Origin of the sequence: Azonexus hydrophilus DSM 23864 (assembly GCF_000429605.1) — a bacterium.
Classification (GTDB): domain Bacteria; phylum Pseudomonadota; class Gammaproteobacteria; order Burkholderiales; family Rhodocyclaceae; genus Azonexus; species Azonexus hydrophilus.
This window is the reverse complement of the sequence record NZ_AUCE01000012.1, coordinates 266,769-284,897: the sequence shown is the minus strand read 5'-3', so window position 1 is coordinate 284,897 and position 18,129 is coordinate 266,769. Positions and strand designations below refer to the sequence as shown.

24 protein-coding genes are annotated in these 18,129 nt (G+C 63.3%); 4 read left to right on the top strand and 20 right to left on the bottom strand.

Features of this window, described 5'->3' with window-relative positions:
* From G471_RS0105485 to G471_RS0105455, 7 genes are all read right to left on the bottom strand, one after another.
* Positions 1 to 690, bottom strand: coding sequence for an FHA domain-containing protein (locus G471_RS0105485; protein ID WP_028994457.1), 690 nt, complete (start codon positions 688 to 690; stop codon positions 1 to 3).
* Between the two features lie 13 nt (positions 691 to 703).
* Positions 704 to 1,516 (bottom strand): Stp1/IreP family PP2C-type Ser/Thr phosphatase, encoded by an 813-nt coding sequence (locus G471_RS0105480; RefSeq protein ID WP_051295298.1) that lies wholly within the window; start codon positions 1,514 to 1,516, stop codon positions 704 to 706.
* Positions 1,517 to 1,610: 94 nt separating this feature from the next.
* The gene (locus tag G471_RS0105475; RefSeq protein WP_028994455.1) at positions 1,611 to 2,567 is read right to left on the bottom strand and encodes an ornithine cyclodeaminase family protein; all 957 of its coding nucleotides are present in this window, start codon (positions 2,565 to 2,567) and stop codon (positions 1,611 to 1,613) included.
* A gap of 75 nt (positions 2,568 to 2,642) precedes the next feature.
* Positions 2,643 to 3,536, bottom strand: a complete 894-nt coding sequence (gene sucD / locus G471_RS0105470) for a succinate--CoA ligase subunit alpha (RefSeq protein WP_028994454.1) — start codon at positions 3,534 to 3,536, stop codon at positions 2,643 to 2,645.
* Between the two features lie 11 nt (positions 3,537 to 3,547).
* The gene (gene sucC / locus G471_RS0105465; RefSeq protein ID WP_028994453.1) at positions 3,548 to 4,708 is read right to left on the bottom strand and encodes an ADP-forming succinate--CoA ligase subunit beta; all 1,161 of its coding nucleotides are present in this window, start codon (positions 4,706 to 4,708) and stop codon (positions 3,548 to 3,550) included.
* 135 nt (positions 4,709 to 4,843) lie between these two features.
* Complete coding sequence (locus G471_RS0105460; protein ID WP_051295297.1) at positions 4,844 to 6,169, bottom strand: MATE family efflux transporter; 1,326 nt, start codon at positions 6,167 to 6,169, stop codon at positions 4,844 to 4,846.
* Between the two features lie 22 nt (positions 6,170 to 6,191).
* Positions 6,192 to 6,893 (bottom strand): fumarylacetoacetate hydrolase family protein, encoded by a 702-nt coding sequence (locus G471_RS0105455; RefSeq protein WP_028994451.1) that lies wholly within the window; start codon positions 6,891 to 6,893, stop codon positions 6,192 to 6,194.
* A gap of 77 nt (positions 6,894 to 6,970) precedes the next feature.
* Between G471_RS0105455 and G471_RS0105450 the strand changes: the two genes are divergently transcribed.
* Positions 6,971 to 7,834 (top strand): type IV pilus assembly protein FimV, encoded by an 864-nt coding sequence (locus G471_RS0105450; RefSeq protein WP_028994450.1) that lies wholly within the window; start codon positions 6,971 to 6,973, stop codon positions 7,832 to 7,834.
* On the opposite strand, the gene G471_RS0105445 is transcribed toward G471_RS0105450, so the two are convergent.
* Positions 7,809 to 8,555, bottom strand: coding sequence for a Nif3-like dinuclear metal center hexameric protein (locus tag G471_RS0105445; RefSeq protein ID WP_028994449.1), 747 nt, complete (start codon positions 8,553 to 8,555; stop codon positions 7,809 to 7,811). The two genes, G471_RS0105450 and G471_RS0105445, sit on opposite strands and share 26 nt — an antisense overlap.
* 14 nt (positions 8,556 to 8,569) lie before the next feature.
* Here G471_RS0105445 and G471_RS0105440 point away from each other — a divergent pair, with 14 nt between their 5' ends.
* Both G471_RS0105440 and G471_RS0105435 read left to right on the top strand, forming a co-directional pair.
* Entirely contained in the window at positions 8,570 to 9,718 is a 1,149-nt protein-coding gene (locus tag G471_RS0105440; RefSeq protein WP_028994448.1) for a Do family serine endopeptidase, read from the top strand.
* A gap of 5 nt (positions 9,719 to 9,723) precedes the next feature.
* Positions 9,724 to 10,524, top strand: a complete 801-nt coding sequence (locus tag G471_RS0105435; protein ID WP_028994447.1) for a class II glutamine amidotransferase — start codon at positions 9,724 to 9,726, stop codon at positions 10,522 to 10,524.
* Here G471_RS0105435 and tatC read toward each other — a convergent pair.
* Genes tatC through hisB form a run of 10 tightly spaced genes read right to left on the bottom strand, consistent with a single transcriptional unit; the run spans position 10,521 to position 15,885 of the window.
* Complete coding sequence (gene tatC, locus G471_RS0105430; RefSeq protein ID WP_028994446.1) at positions 10,521 to 11,378, bottom strand: twin-arginine translocase subunit TatC; 858 nt, start codon at positions 11,376 to 11,378, stop codon at positions 10,521 to 10,523. The genes G471_RS0105435 and tatC overlap by 4 nt on opposite strands.
* Positions 11,375 to 11,776 carry a Sec-independent protein translocase protein TatB gene (gene tatB / locus G471_RS16770; protein ID WP_043420913.1) on the bottom strand — a complete coding sequence of 134 codons (402 nt, stop codon included), beginning with the start codon at positions 11,774 to 11,776 and terminating at the stop codon, positions 11,375 to 11,377. The genes tatC and tatB overlap by 4 nt, the downstream gene beginning before the upstream one ends.
* 43 nt (positions 11,777 to 11,819) lie before the next feature.
* Positions 11,820 to 12,050 (bottom strand): Sec-independent protein translocase subunit TatA, encoded by a 231-nt coding sequence (gene tatA, locus G471_RS0105420; protein ID WP_028994445.1) that lies wholly within the window; start codon positions 12,048 to 12,050, stop codon positions 11,820 to 11,822.
* 12 nt (positions 12,051 to 12,062) lie between these two features.
* Positions 12,063 to 12,413, bottom strand: coding sequence for a histidine triad nucleotide-binding protein (locus tag G471_RS0105415; protein ID WP_028994444.1), 351 nt, complete (start codon positions 12,411 to 12,413; stop codon positions 12,063 to 12,065).
* The gene (locus G471_RS0105410) at positions 12,410 to 12,739 is read right to left on the bottom strand and encodes a phosphoribosyl-ATP diphosphatase (protein WP_028994443.1); all 330 of its coding nucleotides are present in this window, start codon (positions 12,737 to 12,739) and stop codon (positions 12,410 to 12,412) included. Before G471_RS0105410 ends, G471_RS0105415 begins: the two co-directional genes overlap by 4 nt.
* Entirely contained in the window at positions 12,736 to 13,134 is a 399-nt protein-coding gene (hisI, locus tag G471_RS0105405; protein ID WP_028994442.1) for a phosphoribosyl-AMP cyclohydrolase, read from the bottom strand. Before hisI ends, G471_RS0105410 begins: the two co-directional genes overlap by 4 nt.
* The gene (gene hisF / locus G471_RS0105400) at positions 13,134 to 13,892 is read right to left on the bottom strand and encodes an imidazole glycerol phosphate synthase subunit HisF (RefSeq protein WP_028994441.1); all 759 of its coding nucleotides are present in this window, start codon (positions 13,890 to 13,892) and stop codon (positions 13,134 to 13,136) included. Before hisF ends, hisI begins: the two co-directional genes overlap by 1 nt.
* Complete coding sequence (gene hisA, locus G471_RS0105395) at positions 13,892 to 14,632, bottom strand: 1-(5-phosphoribosyl)-5-[(5-phosphoribosylamino)methylideneamino]imidazole-4-carboxamide isomerase (protein WP_028994440.1); 741 nt, start codon at positions 14,630 to 14,632, stop codon at positions 13,892 to 13,894. Before hisA ends, hisF begins: the two co-directional genes overlap by 1 nt.
* 36 nt (positions 14,633 to 14,668) lie before the next feature.
* Positions 14,669 to 15,301 carry an imidazole glycerol phosphate synthase subunit HisH gene (gene hisH / locus G471_RS0105390; RefSeq protein WP_281170381.1) on the bottom strand — a complete coding sequence of 211 codons (633 nt, stop codon included), beginning with the start codon at positions 15,299 to 15,301 and terminating at the stop codon, positions 14,669 to 14,671.
* Complete coding sequence (hisB, locus tag G471_RS0105385; protein WP_028994438.1) at positions 15,298 to 15,885, bottom strand: imidazoleglycerol-phosphate dehydratase HisB; 588 nt, start codon at positions 15,883 to 15,885, stop codon at positions 15,298 to 15,300. Before hisB ends, hisH begins: the two co-directional genes overlap by 4 nt.
* A gap of 77 nt (positions 15,886 to 15,962) precedes the next feature.
* On the opposite strand from hisB, the gene hisC reads away from it, so the two are divergent.
* Complete coding sequence (gene hisC, locus G471_RS0105380) at positions 15,963 to 17,033, top strand: histidinol-phosphate transaminase (protein WP_028994437.1); 1,071 nt, start codon at positions 15,963 to 15,965, stop codon at positions 17,031 to 17,033.
* Positions 17,034 to 17,046: 13 nt separating this feature from the next.
* On the opposite strand, the gene G471_RS0105375 is transcribed toward hisC, so the two are convergent.
* Together G471_RS0105375 and G471_RS0105370 are read right to left on the bottom strand one after the other, a co-directional pair.
* Positions 17,047 to 17,568: a chromate transporter gene (locus G471_RS0105375; RefSeq protein WP_028994436.1), complete on the bottom strand. Its 522-nt coding sequence runs from the start codon at positions 17,566 to 17,568 to the stop codon at positions 17,047 to 17,049.
* A complete protein-coding gene (locus G471_RS0105370; RefSeq protein ID WP_028994435.1) occupies positions 17,565 to 18,125 on the bottom strand; it encodes a chromate transporter in 561 nt (186 codons plus the stop codon). The genes G471_RS0105375 and G471_RS0105370 overlap by 4 nt, the downstream gene beginning before the upstream one ends.
* Positions 18,126 to 18,129: the final 4 nt, after the last annotated feature.

The following is an 18,129-nucleotide window of genomic DNA, read 5'->3' as shown; positions in this document are numbered from 1 at the left end:
TCAGGCTTTCAGGAAAAATTCCATCTTGATGCCGGCAATTTCGATCACATCGTGATCGCCCAGCGGATGCGCCTGCGCATCGAGCTGCTCGCCATTGACCACCGGGAAAGTCTCGCCTTCCACATGGGTGATGAAGTAACCATGCGGGCGCCGAGCGATCACCGCGACCTGTGTACCGGGCTTGCCGATGGTGGTCAGAGTCTTCTGCAGGGCGAGTTCCTTGCCGGCATTCGGACCGTTCAGCAACTGGATTGCCGCCGGCGGCACTGCCGTCGGCCGGGAGCTCACGCCGACGCTGGAACGCACGCCCTGCTCGCTCGGTGCGAGCTGCAATTCCCCTGGCGCTCTGGCCGCCGGCGCTCGTTTGACAGGCACGTCCGCTTCCACCGGTTGGGCCGCAGCAGCGTCGGTCATGTACTTGAGTTTGTACTTGCCCAGTTCGATGACATCGTTGGCGCGCAGGAAATGCTTCTTGATCGGCTGGCCATTGACCAGCGTACCGTTGGTGCTGTTCAGGTCCTCGAGGAAGGAATCGGCCAGGATGGTAACCACCACGGCGTGTTCGCCGGAAATGGCCAGATTGTCGATCTGAATGTCGTTATGCGGTTTGCGCCCGATCGTCAGACGCTCCTTGTCCAGCACGATTTCCTTGAGCACCAGACCATCCATGGAAAGGATCAGCTTCGCCATCTTTCATTCCCCATTACTTCAGTTTGGCCAGCAACTTGTGCCACCAGCCGCAATGTACTGCACAATCACCCGTCACCCTGACCAGAATCACCGAGACGTTGTCCCGGCCACCGTGGTCATTGGCCCGCTCGACCAGTTGCTCGGCCGCCTGCGCCAGGTTCTCCCCATGAACCGCGATGACTTCGGCGATCTGCTCATCATCGAGCATGTCGTTGAGACCGTCGGAACAAAGCAGCAGGATATCGCCCTCGGAAACATCATGTACACCGATATCGACCTCGACCTCGGATTCGATGCCCAGCGCCCGGGTAACCAGGTTGCGGTTGTGAGAAAAACGCGCCTCATCGAGGCTGATCATGCCGCTGTCGATCTGTTCCTGAAGCAGTGAATGATCACGCGTCAGACAACTCAGATTGTCGTCACGCCAGCGGTAGGCACGCGAATCGCCAACGTGGGCGATATAGACGCGATTATCGAGGAACCAGGCAAAGACCAGCGTGGTTCCCATGCCGGCGTATTTTTCCTGGGTTTGCGAGGCATGGAAGATCGCGGCATTGGTGCCGCAAATTTCATCGTTAACCAGTTGCTCCGGGTAACTCAGTAACTCTGCCTCGTTGCGCGCATCGCGCAACAAGCGCGAAAACGCCGTCGACAACAGGCTGGTCGCCATGCCACTGGCCACCTCGCCGGCGTTGTAGCCCCCCATTCCATCGGCCAGTATGGCGATGCCGAGATCGGCATCGGCGAACACCGCATCCTCGTTGTGCGAACGGACCACACCCGGGTCACTGCACAACGCGATGTCGAGCACTTCATGAAGACTCATTCGCCCCCCTCATACACGCTCCAGCCTCTCCCTTAGCAAGACAGCATATTGTCGACGGTACGGCGCAAGCGGTCAAACCTTCGTTGCATGCGACTCATTGCATCGGGATTTCCCGGCCCAGCCCCTGCTCGCTCGCCGCCGCCAGCACGCGCACGGCAACAGCCAGATCCTGAATGGCCATGCCCTGCGATTCGAACAGGCTGATCTGCTCGGCATCGCTGCGCCCAGGATGGCGACCGACGATGATTTCGCCCAGCTCGACCAACTGGCGCGCCTGCAGACGGCCTTTTTCCAGCAACGGCAGCAAGTCGCCGGCTTCGGCCAGCGCTGTCGGCACGGCATCAACCGTGATCAGCCCGCAACGGCGTATGGCGGCCTCGGAAAGCTCCTGGCGGATCAGCGCGTTCGAGCCGGCGGCGTTGATGTGCGTTCCCGGCTGCAGCCAGTCGCCGTCGAACAACGGCTTCGCCGCCGTGGTCACCGTGCCGAGCAGGTCGGCTTCGCGCACGGCATCCTCGGCGTCGGCGGCTGGCACTACGCGACGCCCGGTCTGCTCGCTCAGGCGCGCGCAGAAGTCACGCAGTTTGTCGGCATCGCGCGCCCAGACCTTGACCAACTCCAGCGGCAACGCGGCGCAGATCGCCCGCACATGCCCTTCGGCCTGCCAGCCGCTGCCAAAAACGCCGGCCACCGTCGCATCCGGGCGCGCCAGCCAGCGAGCGGCGACGCCGCTGGCGGCGCCGGTGCGCATCATGCCGAGGTAATCGGCCTCGATCACGGCTTTCAGCTCACCGCTGCCGGCATCGAACAGATGGACCAGAAAACGGTTGCCGGAACGATTGCTGGTGTAGGCCTTGTAGCCGATCACGCCCTGTGCCGGCAGGGCGCCCTGGAGGATGTGCAACACCGTCTGCGGCAGACGGCTGCGCTGGCGCGGTGTATCCAGCGCCTGGCCGAGTGCCAGGTCGCGATGCGCCGATTCGACGCCGGCCATCGCCATGTCCACGGTCAACACCTGCTTGACGTCGTTTTCGCTCAGGAATATCGCCATGATTCGTTCTCCGGAAGATGGACGTAAAAAAGGCGGGCACGCGGCCCGCCTTCTTCGTCGAGCAAGGCTCGAAGTTTACAGCATGGCCTTGAGCAGCTTGGCCATTTCCGACGGGTTCTTGGTAACCTTGAAGCCGCACTCTTCCATGATGGCGAGCTTGGCATCAGCGGTATCAGCACCTCCGGAAATCAGGGCGCCAGCGTGGCCCATGCGCTTGCCGGCCGGCGCGGTAACACCGGCGATGAAGCCGACGATCGGCTTCTTCATGTTGGCCTTGCACCACTGGGCCGCTTCGGCTTCGTCCGGACCGCCGATTTCGCCGATCATGATGACGGCGTCGGTATCCGGATCGTCGTTGAACATCTTCATGACGTCGATGTGCTTCAGACCGTTGATCGGGTCACCACCGATACCGACGGCGGAAGACTGGCCGAGGCCCAGTTCGGTCAGCTGACCGACGGCTTCGTAGGTCAGGGTGCCGGAACGGGAAACGACGCCGATGCGACCCTTGCGGTGGATGTGACCCGGCATGATGCCGATCTTCACTTCGTCCGGGGTGATCAGGCCAGGGCAGTTCGGGCCGAGCAGCAGGGTCTTCTTGCCGCCCTTGGCTTCCTTTTCCTTCATCTTGTTGCGCACCATCAGCATGTCGCGGACGGGGATGCCTTCGGTGATGCAGATGGCCAGATCGAGGTCGGCTTCGACAGCTTCCCAGATCGCGGCAGCGGCACCGGCGGGCGGCACGTAGATGACGGACACGGTGGCGCCGGTTTCAGCGGCGGCTTCCTTGACCGAAGCGTAGATGGGGATGTTGAAGATCGACTCGCCGGCCTTCTTCGGGTTCACGCCGGCAACGAAGCATTCCTTGCCGTTTGCATACTCCTGGCACTTTTCCGTATGGAACTGACCGGTCTTGCCGGTGATGCCCTGGGTGATGATCTTGGTGTTCTTGTTGATCAGGATAGACATTCGCTAGCTCCTTACTTGACCGCGGCAACGATCTGGGTGGCGGCCTCGGCCATGGAATCGGCAGAGATGATGGGCAGGCCGGAATCCTTGAGGATCTTCTTGCCCAGGTCTTCGTTGGTGCCCTTCATGCGGACGACCAGCGGCACCGACAGATTGACTTCCTTGGCCGCAGCGACGACGCCGGTGGCGATGGTGTCGCACTTCATGATGCCGCCGAAGATGTTGACCAGGATGCCCTTGACCTTGGTGTTCTTGAGCATGATCTTGAAGGCTTCGGTGACCTTCTCGGTCGTGGCGCCGCCGCCGACGTCGAGGAAGTTGGCCGGCTCGGCGCCGAACAGCTTGATCGTGTCCATGGTGGCCATGGCCAGACCGGCACCGTTCACCAGGCAGCCGATGTTGCCGTCGAGCGAGATGTAGGCCAGGTCGAACTTGGAAGCTTCGATTTCGTCGGCGTCTTCTTCGTCCAGGTCGCGCATGGCGACGATCTCTTCCTGACGGTAGAGGGCGTTGGAGTCGAAGTTGAACTTGGCGTCGAGCGCCTTGACGGTACCGTCGGCTTCGTGGATCAGCGGGTTGATTTCAGCCAGCGAAGCGTCGGTTTCCATGTAGCAGGTGTACAGCTTCTTCAGCGTATCGACACACTGCGGGATCGAGGCTTCGTTCATGCCCATGCCCTTGGCCAGGGTCAGCGCCTGCTCGTCGGTCAAGCCGACCAGCGGGTTGACGAAGACCTTGACGATCTTTTCCGGGGTCTTGTGGGCGACTTCTTCGATGTCCATGCCGCCTTCGTACGAGGCCATGATGGCCACCGATTGCGTGGCGCGGTCGGTCAGCGCGGCAACATAGTATTCGTGCTGGATGTCTGCGCCTTCTTCGATCAGCAGGTGACGGACCTTCTGGCCTTCCGGGCCGGTCTGGTGCGTGATCAGTTGCATGCCGAGGATCTGGCTGGCGTACTCGCGCACTTTTTCCAGAGAGGTTGCGACCTTGACGCCGCCGCCCTTGCCACGGCCGCCTGCGTGGATCTGTGCCTTGACGACCCAGACCTTGCCGCCCAGGGTTTCAGCTGCCTTGACTGCGTCTTCGACGGTCGTGCAGTGAATCCCGCGCGGAACCGTAACGCCGAATTTCTTCAGGATTTGCTTGCCCTGATATTCGTGAATTTTCATGCGCTTTCCTTGCGTTGAGTTGAGTTGCGAGCTTTGAGCGGCACCAAACATCCCCCTGGCCCCGCCCGGTTATACTTCTTCGAGCCGAAAATCTTACCACAGCCGCAACAAATTATTGCAGGCCAAAATTCATAATTACGAAGCGCTTTCGCTCAGGCGGATGACCTTGACCATCAACGGCAAAAGCAACGCCGCAGCCGCCACCAGCGCAATCACCGACGCCAGCCAGAAACCGGCAACCCCCAGCGCCGGCTGCCAGCGGTAACACAACCAGGCGCCGCCGCCCAGGGCGATCCCCCAGAAGCAGAAAGTCTGGATCAGCATCGGCACGAAGGTCACCCGGCAGGCTCGCAAGACATGACCGGCGATGGTCTGCAGGGCATCGAAAAATTGGTAGATCGCCACATAGGCAATCAGTCCCAACGCCACTCCGCACACCGCCGGATCGTCGGTATAGGCCGCCACCAGCGGTTCGGCGGCCAGCCACAGGAGCAAGCCGACCAGCACCGACAGCAAGGCCGACAGATACAAGGCGGCGCGCACCGTCACCCGCAGCCGAGCCCAGTCGCGCGCGCCGAGCAACTGGCCGACCGCCGCCAGCGTGGCAATTGCCAGCGACAGCGGCAGCATGTAGGCGAGTGCCGACAGGTTGGCGATGATGCGATGCCCGGCGACCTCGGTTGCACCGAGCGAAGCGACGAACAGGGCGACCAGCGTGAATGCCGTGATCTCGACCAGATTGGAAAAGCCCATCGGCACGCCCAGGCGCAACAGCTGGCGCCAGACCGGCCAGCGCGGCGCCTGCCAGCCGGCAAACGGTCGATAACGGCGACCGAGCGAACCGAAATTCAGCCACAGCGCCCCGGTCGTGCAGGCCAACCAGCCGATCACGATGTTCGACAAGGCGCAACCGACCACCCCCAGGGGCTCGCCCAGCCAGCCCTGCAAGGCCAGCCCCCAGGCAAGCACCGCGTGAATGGCCAGCCCCGCCAGCCCGATGCCCATCAACACCCGCGGTCGCCCGAGGGCATTGCAGAAGGCATAGAAGGTACGATAGAGCAGCGCGGCAGGCAGGCTCCAGGCGAGCAGACCGAGGTATTCGCGGACTTTGGCATCGACCGCCGCATCCATGGCGAAGGGGTCGAGCACGAAACCGGGATGACGCAGGAAGAGCATGCCGGGCAGACTGAGCAGCAGCGCCAGCCAGAAGCCCTGCTGCAGGATGCCGGCCACTTCGTCGTCGCGGCGGGCGCCGTGCAGATGCGCAACCAGCGGCGCCACCGCCTGGACCACGCCGACCAGCGCGAACACCAGCGAAATATGGATGCCGCCGCCGATGGCAACGGCCGCAAGATCGGCCGGGCTGACGTGGCCGAGCACCGCCGTGTCGACGACCATCATGCCGATCGACGCAAGCTGGGCAACGAGAATGGGGAAAGCGTGGCCGATCAGGCCACGCATTGCCTGCAACACGAAGCGACGATCAGACGATGCGGGCGCGCAATCCGGGCAGGCCGTCGACACCGCCTTCGAGCAGGTCGCCGCGCTGCAGCGGCCCGACCCCGGCCGGCGTGCCGGTGTAGATCAGATCACCGGCTTCCAGGCGCACCAGCGTCGACAGGTTGGCGATGATGTCCTCGACCTTCCAGCCCATCTGGTCGAGATCGCCCTGCTGGCGCAACTCACCGTTGACCTTGAGCCAGATCGCGCCAGCGCGCGGATGACCGGCGGTGGCCAGCGGCGCCAGGGGCCCGCAGACCGCCGACTGGTCGAAACCCTTGCCCATGTCCCAGGGATGGCCCTTTTCCTTGGCCCTGGCCTGGATGTCGCGCCGCGTCAGGTCGAGCCCGACCGCGTAGCCGAACACCAGGCCGGCCGCCACCTCGACCGGCACATCGGCACCGCCGGCGCCGAGCGCGACGACCATCTCGACCTCGTGGTGCAGATTGGCGGTCGCCGGCGGATAACTCACGGCCAGTTCGTCGCCGCCACAAACCAGCGCATCGGCTGGCTTGGTGAAGAAAAATGGCGGTTCCAGGCCGTCGGCCTGGGCCGTCGCGCCCATTTCTCTCGCGTGCTCGGCATAGTTGCGGCCAACGCAGAAAATCCGGCGAACCGGAAAAAAGGCATCGCTGTCAAAAACCGGTACCACCACCGGCGAACGGGGAGAAATAGCGTAATGCATGAAATGACCCTGGCATGTTGCAGCAAATGTGCAATACTTCGCGCATTGCACCCCGCCATGTTATCCCGATTCGTTCAGTGAAGCCCAGCCTGCCGCGCCTCATCTGCCTGTTGATGGTATCTCCCTCCGCGCTTGCTGCGGGCCTGGGAGAACTCACGGTGCACTCGCGGATCGGCGAACCGCTGCAGGCGGAAGTCGCCATCATCGCCCGGGCGGATGAAAAACTGGAGGCTGTCTGCTTCAGCCTGTCCCGGATCAAGGATGCCGATTTGCCGGTGATCACCAATGCCCGCCTGCAACTCGAACAAGGCAGCCAGGGCATGCGCCTGCGCATCACGGCACCCGAGCCCCTGCACGAACCCCTGGCCACGCTGCGCTTGCGGGCCGGTTGCGGCGTCGAACTGCAACGTGACTACTTCGTCATGCCCTCGCCACCGGACACCCGGCAAACCGAATCCCGGATCGCCAGCGCGCCAGTCCGGACGTCCGCATCGGCAGTTGCCAGCGAGCCCCCGCGGCCACGCAGCGCGCCCCCCGCAGCGAAGCCCCGCCCGGCGCCCGAGGCACGCGGCGACCGTCTGGTTCTCGGCAACTCCCCGATGCAACTCGACTACAACCTGCCGTCGACGATCAGCGAAGAAACCGAAGCACGCCTGCTGCGCATGGAAACCAGCCTGAGCCGGCTCAACGAAAGCCTGCAGAAACTTGAGGCGGCGATGGTCATCGGCAGCGAAATCAAGGCCGCCGAGCAGGAACTGCAACTGGCCATCGCGCTCCGGCAACCGCCAGCGGCCGGCCCGCTGCCCGAGGAAAAGCCCCCCGCCAACACGGCCTGGAAGCAGTGGCTGGAACTGCTCGGCGGTGCCTTGTTCGGCGGCGTGCTCAGCGCCCTGGCGTTGCAGTATCTGAGTCGCCTCAGACCGGGTTATCGAGATCGATGAAACTGCACTCTAGGGCAAAACGCGCCTGCAGATGGGCCGCCACAGCCTTGACCCCGTAGCGCTCGGTGGCGTGATGGCCGGCGGCGACATAGGCAACGCCGCTTTCCTCGGCCAGATGCACGGTCTGTTCGGAAATTTCGCCAGACAGGTAAAGATCGACGCCGAGGGCTATGGCCTGCTCGAAATAGCCCTGCGCGCCGCCGGAACACCAGGCCACACGCCGGATCGGCCGCGCCGGATCGCCGATCACCAGAGCTTGCCGCCCCAGCGCCCCATTGATTCCGGCACTGACCTCGGCCAGGGTGGCCGGCGCTGGCAGGCGACCGAACCAGCCAATATCCTGCTCGCCGAAGCGCCCTTCCGGCAGCCAGCCGAACAAAGCGGCCAGTTGTGCGTTGTTGCCCAGTTCCGGGTGTGCGTCGAGCGGCAGATGGTAGGCCAGCAGGCTGATTCCGTTGCCGAGCAGGGTCGCCAGGCGCTTGCGGCGCATGCCGGTAATGCGCCCGTCCTCGCCCTTCCAGAAATAGCCGTGATGGACCAGAACGGCCTGGGCGCCGCGTTCGACCGCCAGATCGAGCAGTTTCTGGCTGGCCGTGACCCCGGCAACGATATGCGTCACCCCGCCACAACCTTCCACTTGCAGACCGTTTGGGCAATAATCCCGGTACTTCGGCGCTTGCAGCAATTCATCGAGATACAGCGTCAATTCATCAAGTTTCATCGTCACGGACTCACATGCACAGGTTGTGGCTGATTTTTGCACAAACGGTCACCGTTGCGCTGGCCGTCGTCTTTACGGTTTCGACACTGAAGCCGGAATGGCTGCCGCGCGGCCAGCGCATCATTGCGCTGCAGGAAGCCGCACCGGTGGCCGGCGGCGAACCGCATGCACTGTCTTCCTATCGTGATGCCGCGCGCACCTCGCTACCTGCAGTGGTACATATCTACACCACGCAGCAGGTCCGCCAGCAACGTCATCCGCTGTTCGACGACCCGATCTTCCGCCACTTCTTCGGCGAACGCCCCGAGGGCCAGAGCCGGCGCAACTCCGGGCTTGGCTCGGGCGTCATTGTCAGCCAGAACGGCTACATCCTGACCAATTTCCACGTCATCGAAGGCGCCGACGACATCCAGGTTGCCCTCAACGACGGCAAGACCTACAAGGCACGGATCGTCGGCACCGACCCGGAATCCGACCTCGCCGTCCTGCGCATCGACGCCAGCGGCCTGCCGGCGATCACCTTCGGCCAGATGGACAACCTGCGCGTCGGCGATGTCGTGCTCGCCATCGGCAATCCCTTCGGCGTTGGCCAGACGGTGACCATGGGCATCGTCTCGGCGCTGGGCCGCTCGCACCTGGGCATCAACACCTTCGAGAATTTCATCCAGACCGACGCCGCCATCAACCCCGGCAACTCCGGCGGCGCCCTGGTCGACGCCCAGGGCAACCTGGTCGGCATCAACACCGCGATCTACTCGCGGACCGGCGGCAACCACGGCATCGGTTTCGCCATTCCGGTCTCGAGTGCGCGCAGCATCATGGAACAGATCATCGAAAGCGGCTCGGTGACGCGCGGCTGGATCGGTGTCGAAGCCCAGGAAATCACCGAGGAACTGGCCGAATCCTTCGGCCTGCCGGATACCGATGGCGCCCTGATCGCCGGCGTCGTGCGCGCCAGCCCGGCCGACCGCGCCGGTGTCCGCCCGGGCGACGTGCTGCTCTCGGTCAATGGCAAGGCCGTCACCGACCCGCAGGTCATGCTTGATCTGATCGCCGAACTCAAGCCCGACGAAAAAGCCGCCTTCCGCCTGCGCCGCGACCGCAGCATCCTCGAACTCCAGGTCAGGATCGGCAAGCGTCCGCCACTGCGCGCCGAGGAATAAGCCCCATGTGTCAGTTGCTTGGCATGAATTGCAACGTGCCTACGGATATCTGTTTTTCCTTTTCCGGCTTCCAGGCACGCGGCGGCGCCACTGACGTGCATTCGGATGGCTGGGGCATCGCTTTCTTCGAGGGCCGCGGCACGCGCGTCTTCCTTGATCCACAGCCCTCGGCCAGTTCGCCGGTGGCAGAACTGGTCAGCCGCTATCCGATCCGTTCGATGAATGTCATCGCGCACATCCGCAAGGCCACCCAGGGAACCGTAGCGCTGGAAAACACCCACCCCTTCATGCGCGAATTGTGGGGCCGCTACTGGATTTTCGCGCATAACGGCAACCTGCTCGATTTCCAGCCGACACTCGACGGCAGCTTCATGCCGGTCGGCAACACCGACAGCGAGCGCGCTTTCTGCTGGCTACTGCAGGAATTCCGCCGCCGTTTCGGTGAGGTCATGCCATCGGTCGACGCCTTGTTCGCGGCGCTGCACGAGCTCACCTCGGCGATTGCCGGGCATGGTGAATTCAATTTCCTGCTGTCCAACGGCGACTGCCTGTTCGCCCATGCCTCAACGCGACTCAGCTACATCGTTCGCCAGGCGCCGTTCGCCGAAGCGCATCTGAAGGATCAGGATCTGACCGTTGATTTCCGCGAAGTCACCGGCGCCCGGGATCGGGTGGCGGTGATCGCCACCCTGCCGCTGACCGACAACGAACAGTGGACAACAATGCCAGCCGGCACCCTGTGGCGCTTCATCGACGGCGCGCCGGCGGGCCAACAGGCAACCCGCCCGGGACCGCCACGCAATTAGGACTTGCCGTCGAGTTTGCGGAAGTCGGCTTCGGCCTTGTCCAACTCGGCGTCGAGGTCAAGGTCGCTGGCAGCGGACTGTTCTGCACTAGCGGCGGCGGCAGCCGCATCGGCATCGGCACGGGTCGTGGTTTTCGACACCAACGTCGCCGCCAGGATGCCGAGTTCGTAAAGCAGGCACATCGGAACCGCCAGCGCCAATTGCGAAACGACGTCGGGCGGCGTGACCACGGCAGCCACGACAAAGGCGCCGACGATGAAATAGGAGCGCCATTCGCGTAGCTTCTCGACCTTGACCACACCCAACTTGACCAGCACGACGAGCGCCACCGGCACCTCGAAGGACAGGCCAAAGGCCATGAACATGGTCATCACGAAGGACAGGTAGGCTTCGATATCCGGCGCCGGTGTGATGCTCTTGGGCGCAAAACTGGCAATGAAGTGGAAGACCTGGCCGAAGACGAAGAAGTAACAGAAGGCCATGCCCAGCACGAACAGCACCGTGCTCGAGATGATCAGCGGAATGCCCAGGCGGCGCTCGTGGGCGTATAAACCGGGCGCGACGAAGCCCCAGGCCTGGAACAGCACATAGGGCAAGGCAAGCACGAAGGCGACCATGGCGGTGACCTTGAGCGGCACCATGAACGGCGTGACGACGCCGATGGCGACCATCTTGGTCCCCTCGGGCAAGGCGCTGGTCAGCGGCGCCGCCAACAGGTCATAGATCGCCCCCGGGCCGGGATAAAGCGCCAGCCCGCCCATCACCACGGCGATGGCAATCAGGCTGCGCAAAACCCGGTCGCGCAACTCGACCAGATGCGAGACGAAGGTTTCCTGCTGCTCGGTCTCGCTCATGCCTTGCTGCCATCCTTTTCCGGTACAGCCGGCTTCGCATCGGTGCTCACCGGGCTGGCCACTGCTGCGACATCCTGTTCGATCTTGCGGGCACTTGCTTCGAGATCGGCGATTGCGTCCTGGACCGGCGAAGCGAAGGTCGTGCGCGCGGAATCATATTCCTTGCGCACCGTATCTTCGAGCGAGCGGGCCGACTCGGCCACTTGCGCCTGCAGCTTTTTCAGCTCGTCGAGCTGCATTTCGCGGTTGATGTCGGACTTGACGTCATTGACGTAACGCTGCGCGCGGCCAAGCAGATGGCCGAGCGTACGCGCCACCTTGGGCAGGCGCTCGGGACCGATGACCAGCAGCGCAACGACGCCGATCACCATCAATTCGGTAAAACCGATATCGAACATGGAATTTGATCATGAACGGGCAGGCAACAGCCTGCCCGGATTATCAGGACTTGGTCTTTTCCTGGACCTCGACGTCGATGGTCTGGCCACCGACCTGCTGGGTCGGCTGGGCGCCATCGGCCGGCTTGTCGGCATTGGCTTCCTTCATGCCGTCCTTGAAGCCCTTGACCGCACCACCGAGATCCTGACCGACGTTACGCAGTTTCTTGGTGCCAAACACGAGCAGGACGATGACCAGAACGATCAGCCAGTGCCAGATGGAAAAAGTACCCATGATGATGTCTCCTTAAATTCGCTTGAGCATGGGGCCGACCGGGTCAGGTCCGCCCACGATGTGCATGTGCAGATGGGGCACTTCCTGCTGCCCGATCTCGCCAGTATTGATGATGACACGGAAGCCGCCGGGGCTACCCTCGGCAAGCGCGATTTCGTTGGCCTTGACCAGCATGCGGCCGAGGACTTCGGCATCCGCCGGCGCAACGGTGGCCAACGACGTAATATGCTTCTTCGGGATGACGAGAATATGAACCGGCCGCTGCGGATGAATGTCGCGGAAGGCCAGGATCAGTTCATCCTCGTAAACCTTCTGCGCGGGAATCTGCCCGGCGACGATCCGGCAGAACAGGCAGTCGCTCACTTGCCGGCGCTCCGCGAGGCCTTCTCGTCGATGCCGGAAATCCCTTCGCGACGGCGCATTTCCTGCGACACATCTTCGATCGACAGTCCGTAGAAGGCGAGCAGAACCAGGATGTGATAAACGACGTCGGTCGACTCGCGGACGATGTTCAGGCGCTTGCCATCCTTGCCGGCCATGATCAGCTCGGCGCATTCCTCGCCAATCTTCTTGAGGATGGAATCCGGACCATCGGCAAACAGCTTGGCGGTGTAGGACTTTTCCGGATCGGCATGGCGGCGCGAAGCCAGGGTTTCGGACAAGCGATGCAGGATGTCGTGCGTGCTCATTGGTAGATGTCCTTCGGATCTTTCAAAACCGGATCGACGGGAACCCAGCGTTCCCCTTGCAACTCATTGAAAAAACAACTCGCGCGGCCAGTATGGCAGGCGATGCCGCCGACCTGTTCGACCGTCAGCAGAAGCACGTCGCCGTCGCAATCGGTGCGGATGGCGCTGACTTTCTGCCAGAAACCCGACTCCTCACCCTTACGCCACAGACGTGCCCGCGAACGCGACCAGTATACCGCGTTGCCGCTGCGCACCGTTTCCTGCAAGGACTCGCGATTCATATAGGCGAACATCACGATACGCCCGGCGGCATCCTGGGCAATCGCCGGGATCATGCCGTCGGCGTCCCATTTGAGTGCGTCGAGCCAGTCGAGGGCGTGATCGAGATCGGCCATTACAGTCGCACTTCGATCCCGCGCGCGGCCATGTATTCCTTGGCCTGGCGTACCGTGTATTCGCCGAAATGGAAGATGGAAGCGGCCAGCACCGCATCGGCGCGACCTTCGGAAACGCCGTCGGCCAGATGCTGCAGGTTGCCGACCCCACCCGAGGCAATCACCGGAATCCCGACCGCGTCGGATACGCCGCGCGTCAGCGGCAGATCGAAACCGTTCTTGGTGCCGTCGCGGTCCATGCTGGTCAGCAGGATTTCACCGGCGCCCAGCGCCTCGACCTTCTTCGCCCATTCGATGGCGTCGAGTCCGGTATCGTTGCGGCCGCCGTGCGTGAATACATGCCACTTGCCCGGCGCGACCTGCTTGGCGTCGATGGCAACGACGATGCACTGCGAACCGACCTTGCTCGATGCGTCGAAGACCAGGTCCGGATTCTGCACCGCGGCAGTATTCATCGACACCTTGTCGGCGCCGGCGTTGAGCAGGCGACGCACGTCTTCGACCTTGCGCACGCCACCACCGACGGTCAGCGGAATGAAGACCTGCTCGGCGCAGGCTTCGACGATGTGCAGGATGATGTCGCGCTGATCGGAGGAGGCCGTGATGTCGAGGAAGGTGACTTCGTCGGCGCCCTGCTCGTTGTAGCGGCGAGCGATCTCGATCGGATCGCCGGCATCGCGCAGGCCAACGAAATTGGTGCCCTTGACGACCCGGCCAGCGGTGACGTCGAGACAGGGGATGATGCGTTTGGCGAGCATCAGGCGCCCAGCTCGTCGGCGAGTTCCTGCGCCGCCTTGAAATCCAGCGAACCGTCGTACACGGCGCGACCGGCGATGGTGCCGACCACGCCTTCGCCTTCGACCGCGCACAGGGCGCGGATGTCGTCGAGGTTGGACAGGCCGCCGGAAGCAATCACCGGAATGGTCAGCGCCTGAGCCAGACGCACGGTGGCTTCGATGTTCAGGCCGGAGAGCATGCCGTCACGACCGATATCGGTGTAGATGATCGACTCGACGCCGTAGTCCTCGTATTTCTTGCCGAGATCGACAACGTCGTGACCGGTCAGTTTCGACCAGCCGTCGGTCGCCACCTTGCCGTCCTTGGCGTCGAGGCCGACGATGATGTGGCCGGGAAAGGCAACGCAGGCATCGTGCAGGAAGCCCGGATTCTTCACCGCGGCGGTGCCGATGATGACGTAGGACAGGCCGCCGTCGAGACAGGCTTCGATGGTGTCGAGATCACGGATGCCGCCACCGAGCTGGACCGGAATGTCGTCACCGACCTCGGCCAGGATGGCCTTGATCGCTGCGGCATTCTTCGGTTTGCCGGCAAAGGCACCGTTGAGGTCGACCAGATGCAGACGGCGCGCGCCTTGATCCAGCCAGTGCCGGGCCTGTTCGGCCGGGCTGTCTGAGAAAATGGTGGCCTCTTCCATCAGGCCCTGCTTGAGGCGGACACATTGTCCGTCCTTCAGGTCAATTGCGGGAATGATCAGCATGGGGGAATCAACGGGAAAATTTACGACAGACGCGAATCAGGGGCGCCACTCGACAAAATTCTTCAGGAGTTGCAGGCCGTCGCGAGCGCTTTTCTCGGGATGGAACTGGACCGCAAAGATATTATCCCGGCCCACTGCACAGGTAAAGGGCAGGCCGTATACGGTCGTGCCGGTGGTCAATCCAGGAGTGATGGTCTGCACGCAGTAGCTATGCACGAAATAGAAGCGCGAACCGTCGGCAATCCCCGACCACAGGGCGTGCGGCGCCTGCCGGACTTCGTTCCAGCCCATGTGCGGGACCTTCAGGCGAGCGCCGCTGGCGTCGACCATCTGCGCCTCGGGGAAGCGCCGGACGACACCGGGAAAAACGCCGAGACCAGCAACATCGCCCTCTTCGCTGCGTTCGAACAACATCTGTTCGCCGACGCAGATACCGAGAAAGGGTTTGTTCTTTGCCGCCGCCAGCACGGCTTCCCGCAGATTGCGGGCATCGAGTTCGCGCATGCAGTCGGGCATCGCCCCCTGACCGGGAAAGACCACCCGCTCGGCAGCCGCAACGACGGCCGGGTCGGCGGTGACGACCACGGCCTCGCTATCGGCGACATGCTCCAGCGCCTTCGACACCGAGCGCAGATTGCCCATGCCGTAATCGATGACGGCGATGGTCACAGCGTTCCCTTCGTCGACGGCATGCAACCGGCCATACGCGGATCAGGCGTCACCGCCATACGCAGCGCCCGGCCAAAGGCCTTGAAGATGGTCTCGGCCTGGTGATGGGCATTCTTGCCGCGCAGGTTGTCGATGTGCAGCGTCATCCCGGCATGGTTGACCAGGCCGTGGAAGAATTCAGAGACCAGGTCGACATCGAACTGGCCGATCATTGCCCGGGTGAATTCGCAATTGAGTTCCAGCCCCGGCCGCCCCGACAGGTCGATGACCACGCGCGACAGCGCTTCGTCCAGCGGCACGTAGCTGTGGCCGTAACGGGTCAGCCCCTTCTTGTCACCCCAGGCCTTGGCCAGCGCCTGACCGAAGGTGATGCCGATATCCTCGACCGTGTGATGGGCGTCGATGTGCAGATCGCCCTTGGCGTCGACATCGAGGTCGATCAAGCCGTGCCGGGCAATCTGGTCGAGCATGTGATCGAGGAAGGGAACGCCGGTGGCGAACCGGCCCTGGCCGGTACCATCAAGATTCACCTTGATGGTGATCTGGGTCTCCAGGGTATTGCGGGTAACTTCGGCTTGTCGCATGGACTTGGCGGAAAAACGTTGAAACGGAGGGGCATGATACCATTTCGTCTTACTTTTACGCCTACCGTGAAAACCCGATGAGCCGCTTCTGGAGCCAGGTCGTCCGCGACCTAACCCCCTACGTGCCGGGCGAACAGCCCAAGATCGCCAATCTGATCAAGCTGAACACCAACGAGCACCCCTGCCCGCCCTCACCCCGGGTGGTCGCCGCCATAAAGGCCGAGCTCGGCGACGACGGTGCCCGCCTGCGCCTTTACCCGGACCCCAACGCCGACCTGCTGAAGAACGCCATCGCCCGGCATCACGGCGTGAAGCCCGGCGAAGTCTTCGTCGGCAACGGTTCCGACGAGGTCCTGGCGCACATCTTCATGGCACTGCTCAAGCACGACGCGCCGATTCTCTTCCCGGACATCACCTACAGCTTCTACCCGGTCTATTGCGGCCTCTACGGCGTCGCTCACCGCACCGTGCCGCTGGCCGCCGATTTCTCCATCGACCCGGCCGACTACTGCGGCGTCGCCAACGGCGGCATCCTGATTGCCAACCCGAACGCCCCGACCGGTCGCCTGCTGCCGCTTGCTGCCATCGAGCGCATCGTCCGCGCCAACCCGGATTCGGTCGTGGTCGTTGATGAGGCCTACGTCGACTTCGGCGGCACCAGCGCCATTCCGCTGACCCAGCAGTACGACAACCTGCTGGTCGTGCACACCTTGTCCAAATCGCGCTCGCTGGCCGGTTTGCGGGTCGGCTTCGCGGTCGGTCACCCGGATCTGATCGAGGCGCTGGAGCGGGTCAAGAACAGCTTCAATTCCTACCCGCTGGACCGCCTGGCGATCGTCGGTGCCGTTGCCGCGATCGAGGACGAAGACTACTTCCGCCAATGCTGCGCCACGGTGATCGCCACCCGCGAGGCGCTGACCGCCGATCTTGCCGGACAAGGTTTCGAGGTGCTGCCGTCGGCCGCCAATTTCATCTTCGCCCGCCATCCCGGTCGCGACGCCGCCGAACTGGCCAAGGCGCTGCGCGAACGCAACATCATCGTCCGCCACTTCAAGCTGCCGCGCATCGACCAGTACCTGCGCATCACCATCGGCAGCGATGCCGACTGTCAGGCACTGAGCGTGGCGCTGCGCGAAATCCTCGGCTGAGTCGGCGACGGCCTCAAACGAGGCCGAGCAAACCGAGCAAGGCGCCGACGCCGATGAACCACAGCGGATGCAGTCTGGTCTTCAGGTTGGCCAGCACCGTGGCCACCAGCAGCAACCACGCGGCCAGCCCCAGATTGGCCGCCTGACTGATCAGGGTCGCCCCGGAAAACACCAGGCCAACCGCCAGCGGCGCCACGCCGATGCTGATCGCCCGCTGCCAGCGTTTGCCGGCAAAGCTTTCCCAGCGGTCGATCAGCAGGTAGATGAGCACGCTCATCGGCAGGCACATCGCCAGCGTTGCAGCCAACGCGCCGCCCAGGCCGCCGACGTGCCAGCCGATCAGGGTCACCACCAGCACGTTCGGGCCCGGCGCGGCCTGGGCGATGGCGTACAAATGAGTGAAGGTTGTGTCGTCCAGCCACTGGTGATTTTCGACGACGACGCGATGCATCTCCGGCAACAGCGCGGTCGCGCCACCAAAGGCGACGAAGGACAGGATCGCGAATTCGCGGAACAGGTCGACGATCAGGCTCATCGCCGCCCCAACCGCCAGTAGGCCAGACCGCCGGAGAGCAGCAGGCCGGCCAGCATCACCCACAGCATCGGCCAGCGCAGCCAGGCAATCCCGAAGACAACCAACGCGGCAAAAGGCAGGAAAGCCGCCTTGTCACGAATCGCCATGCCCATGCGCCAAGCCATGGCGAACAACAGACCGGCGCCGACCGCAGCCACGCCGCGCAGCATCGACTGGGCGACCGGCAGACTGCCGTAAGCATCGTAGAGCATGGCCAGCAGCAGGACGATGGCAATCGGCCCGGCCAGCAGGCCGACCGGGGCGACAATGGCCCCCGCCAAGCCGCGGTAACGCTTGCCGACCAGCACCGCCAGATTGACCACATTCGGCCCCGGCAGGAACTGGCAGAGCCCGAGCTGGGCGTTGAATTCCTCAGCGCTCATCCAGCCGCGCTGGTCGACCAGCATGCGCCGGGCAAAGGGCAGCACGCCCCCAAAACCGGACAGGCCGACCGACGAAAAGCCCAAAAAAAGCGCCCGGAGATCCGGGCGCACTTGATTCGGCTGATGCTGGTTCATGAAA

Coding starts and splice junctions, on each gene's coding strand:
- G471_RS0105485 (WP_028994457.1), bottom strand. CDS start 690: ATGGCGAAGCTGATCCTTTCCATGGATGGTCTGGTGCTCAAGGAAATC.
- G471_RS0105480 (WP_051295298.1), bottom strand. CDS start 1,516: ATGAGTCTTCATGAAGTGCTCGACATCGCGTTGTGCAGTGACCCGGGT.
- G471_RS0105475 (WP_028994455.1), bottom strand. CDS start 2,567: ATGGCGATATTCCTGAGCGAAAACGACGTCAAGCAGGTGTTGACCGTG.
- sucD (WP_028994454.1), bottom strand. CDS start 3,536: ATGTCTATCCTGATCAACAAGAACACCAAGATCATCACCCAGGGCATC.
- sucC (WP_028994453.1), bottom strand. CDS start 4,708: ATGAAAATTCACGAATATCAGGGCAAGCAAATCCTGAAGAAATTCGGC.
- G471_RS0105460 (WP_051295297.1), bottom strand. CDS start 6,169: ATGCGTGGCCTGATCGGCCACGCTTTCCCCATTCTCGTTGCCCAGCTT.
- G471_RS0105455 (WP_028994451.1), bottom strand. CDS start 6,893: ATGCATTACGCTATTTCTCCCCGTTCGCCGGTGGTGGTACCGGTTTTT.
- G471_RS0105445 (WP_028994449.1), bottom strand. CDS start 8,555: ATGAAACTTGATGAATTGACGCTGTATCTCGATGAATTGCTGCAAGCG.
- G471_RS0105440 (WP_028994448.1), top strand. CDS start 8,570: ATGCACAGGTTGTGGCTGATTTTTGCACAAACGGTCACCGTTGCGCTG.
- G471_RS0105435 (WP_028994447.1), top strand. CDS start 9,724: ATGTGTCAGTTGCTTGGCATGAATTGCAACGTGCCTACGGATATCTGT.
- tatC (WP_028994446.1), bottom strand. CDS start 11,378: ATGAGCGAGACCGAGCAGCAGGAAACCTTCGTCTCGCATCTGGTCGAG.
- tatB (WP_043420913.1), bottom strand. CDS start 11,776: ATGTTCGATATCGGTTTTACCGAATTGATGGTGATCGGCGTCGTTGCG.
- tatA (WP_028994445.1), bottom strand. CDS start 12,050: ATGGGTACTTTTTCCATCTGGCACTGGCTGATCGTTCTGGTCATCGTC.
- G471_RS0105410 (WP_028994443.1), bottom strand. CDS start 12,739: ATGAGCACGCACGACATCCTGCATCGCTTGTCCGAAACCCTGGCTTCG.
- hisI (WP_028994442.1), bottom strand. CDS start 13,134: ATGGCCGATCTCGATCACGCCCTCGACTGGCTCGACGCACTCAAATGG.
- hisF (WP_028994441.1), bottom strand. CDS start 13,892: ATGCTCGCCAAACGCATCATCCCCTGTCTCGACGTCACCGCTGGCCGG.
- hisA (WP_028994440.1), bottom strand. CDS start 14,632: ATGCTGATCATTCCCGCAATTGACCTGAAGGACGGACAATGTGTCCGC.
- hisB (WP_028994438.1), bottom strand. CDS start 15,885: ATGCGACAAGCCGAAGTTACCCGCAATACCCTGGAGACCCAGATCACC.
- hisC (WP_028994437.1), top strand. CDS start 15,963: ATGAGCCGCTTCTGGAGCCAGGTCGTCCGCGACCTAACCCCCTACGTG.
- G471_RS0105375 (WP_028994436.1), bottom strand. CDS start 17,568: ATGAGCCTGATCGTCGACCTGTTCCGCGAATTCGCGATCCTGTCCTTC.
- G471_RS0105370 (WP_028994435.1), bottom strand. CDS start 18,125: ATGAACCAGCATCAGCCGAATCAAGTGCGCCCGGATCTCCGGGCGCTT.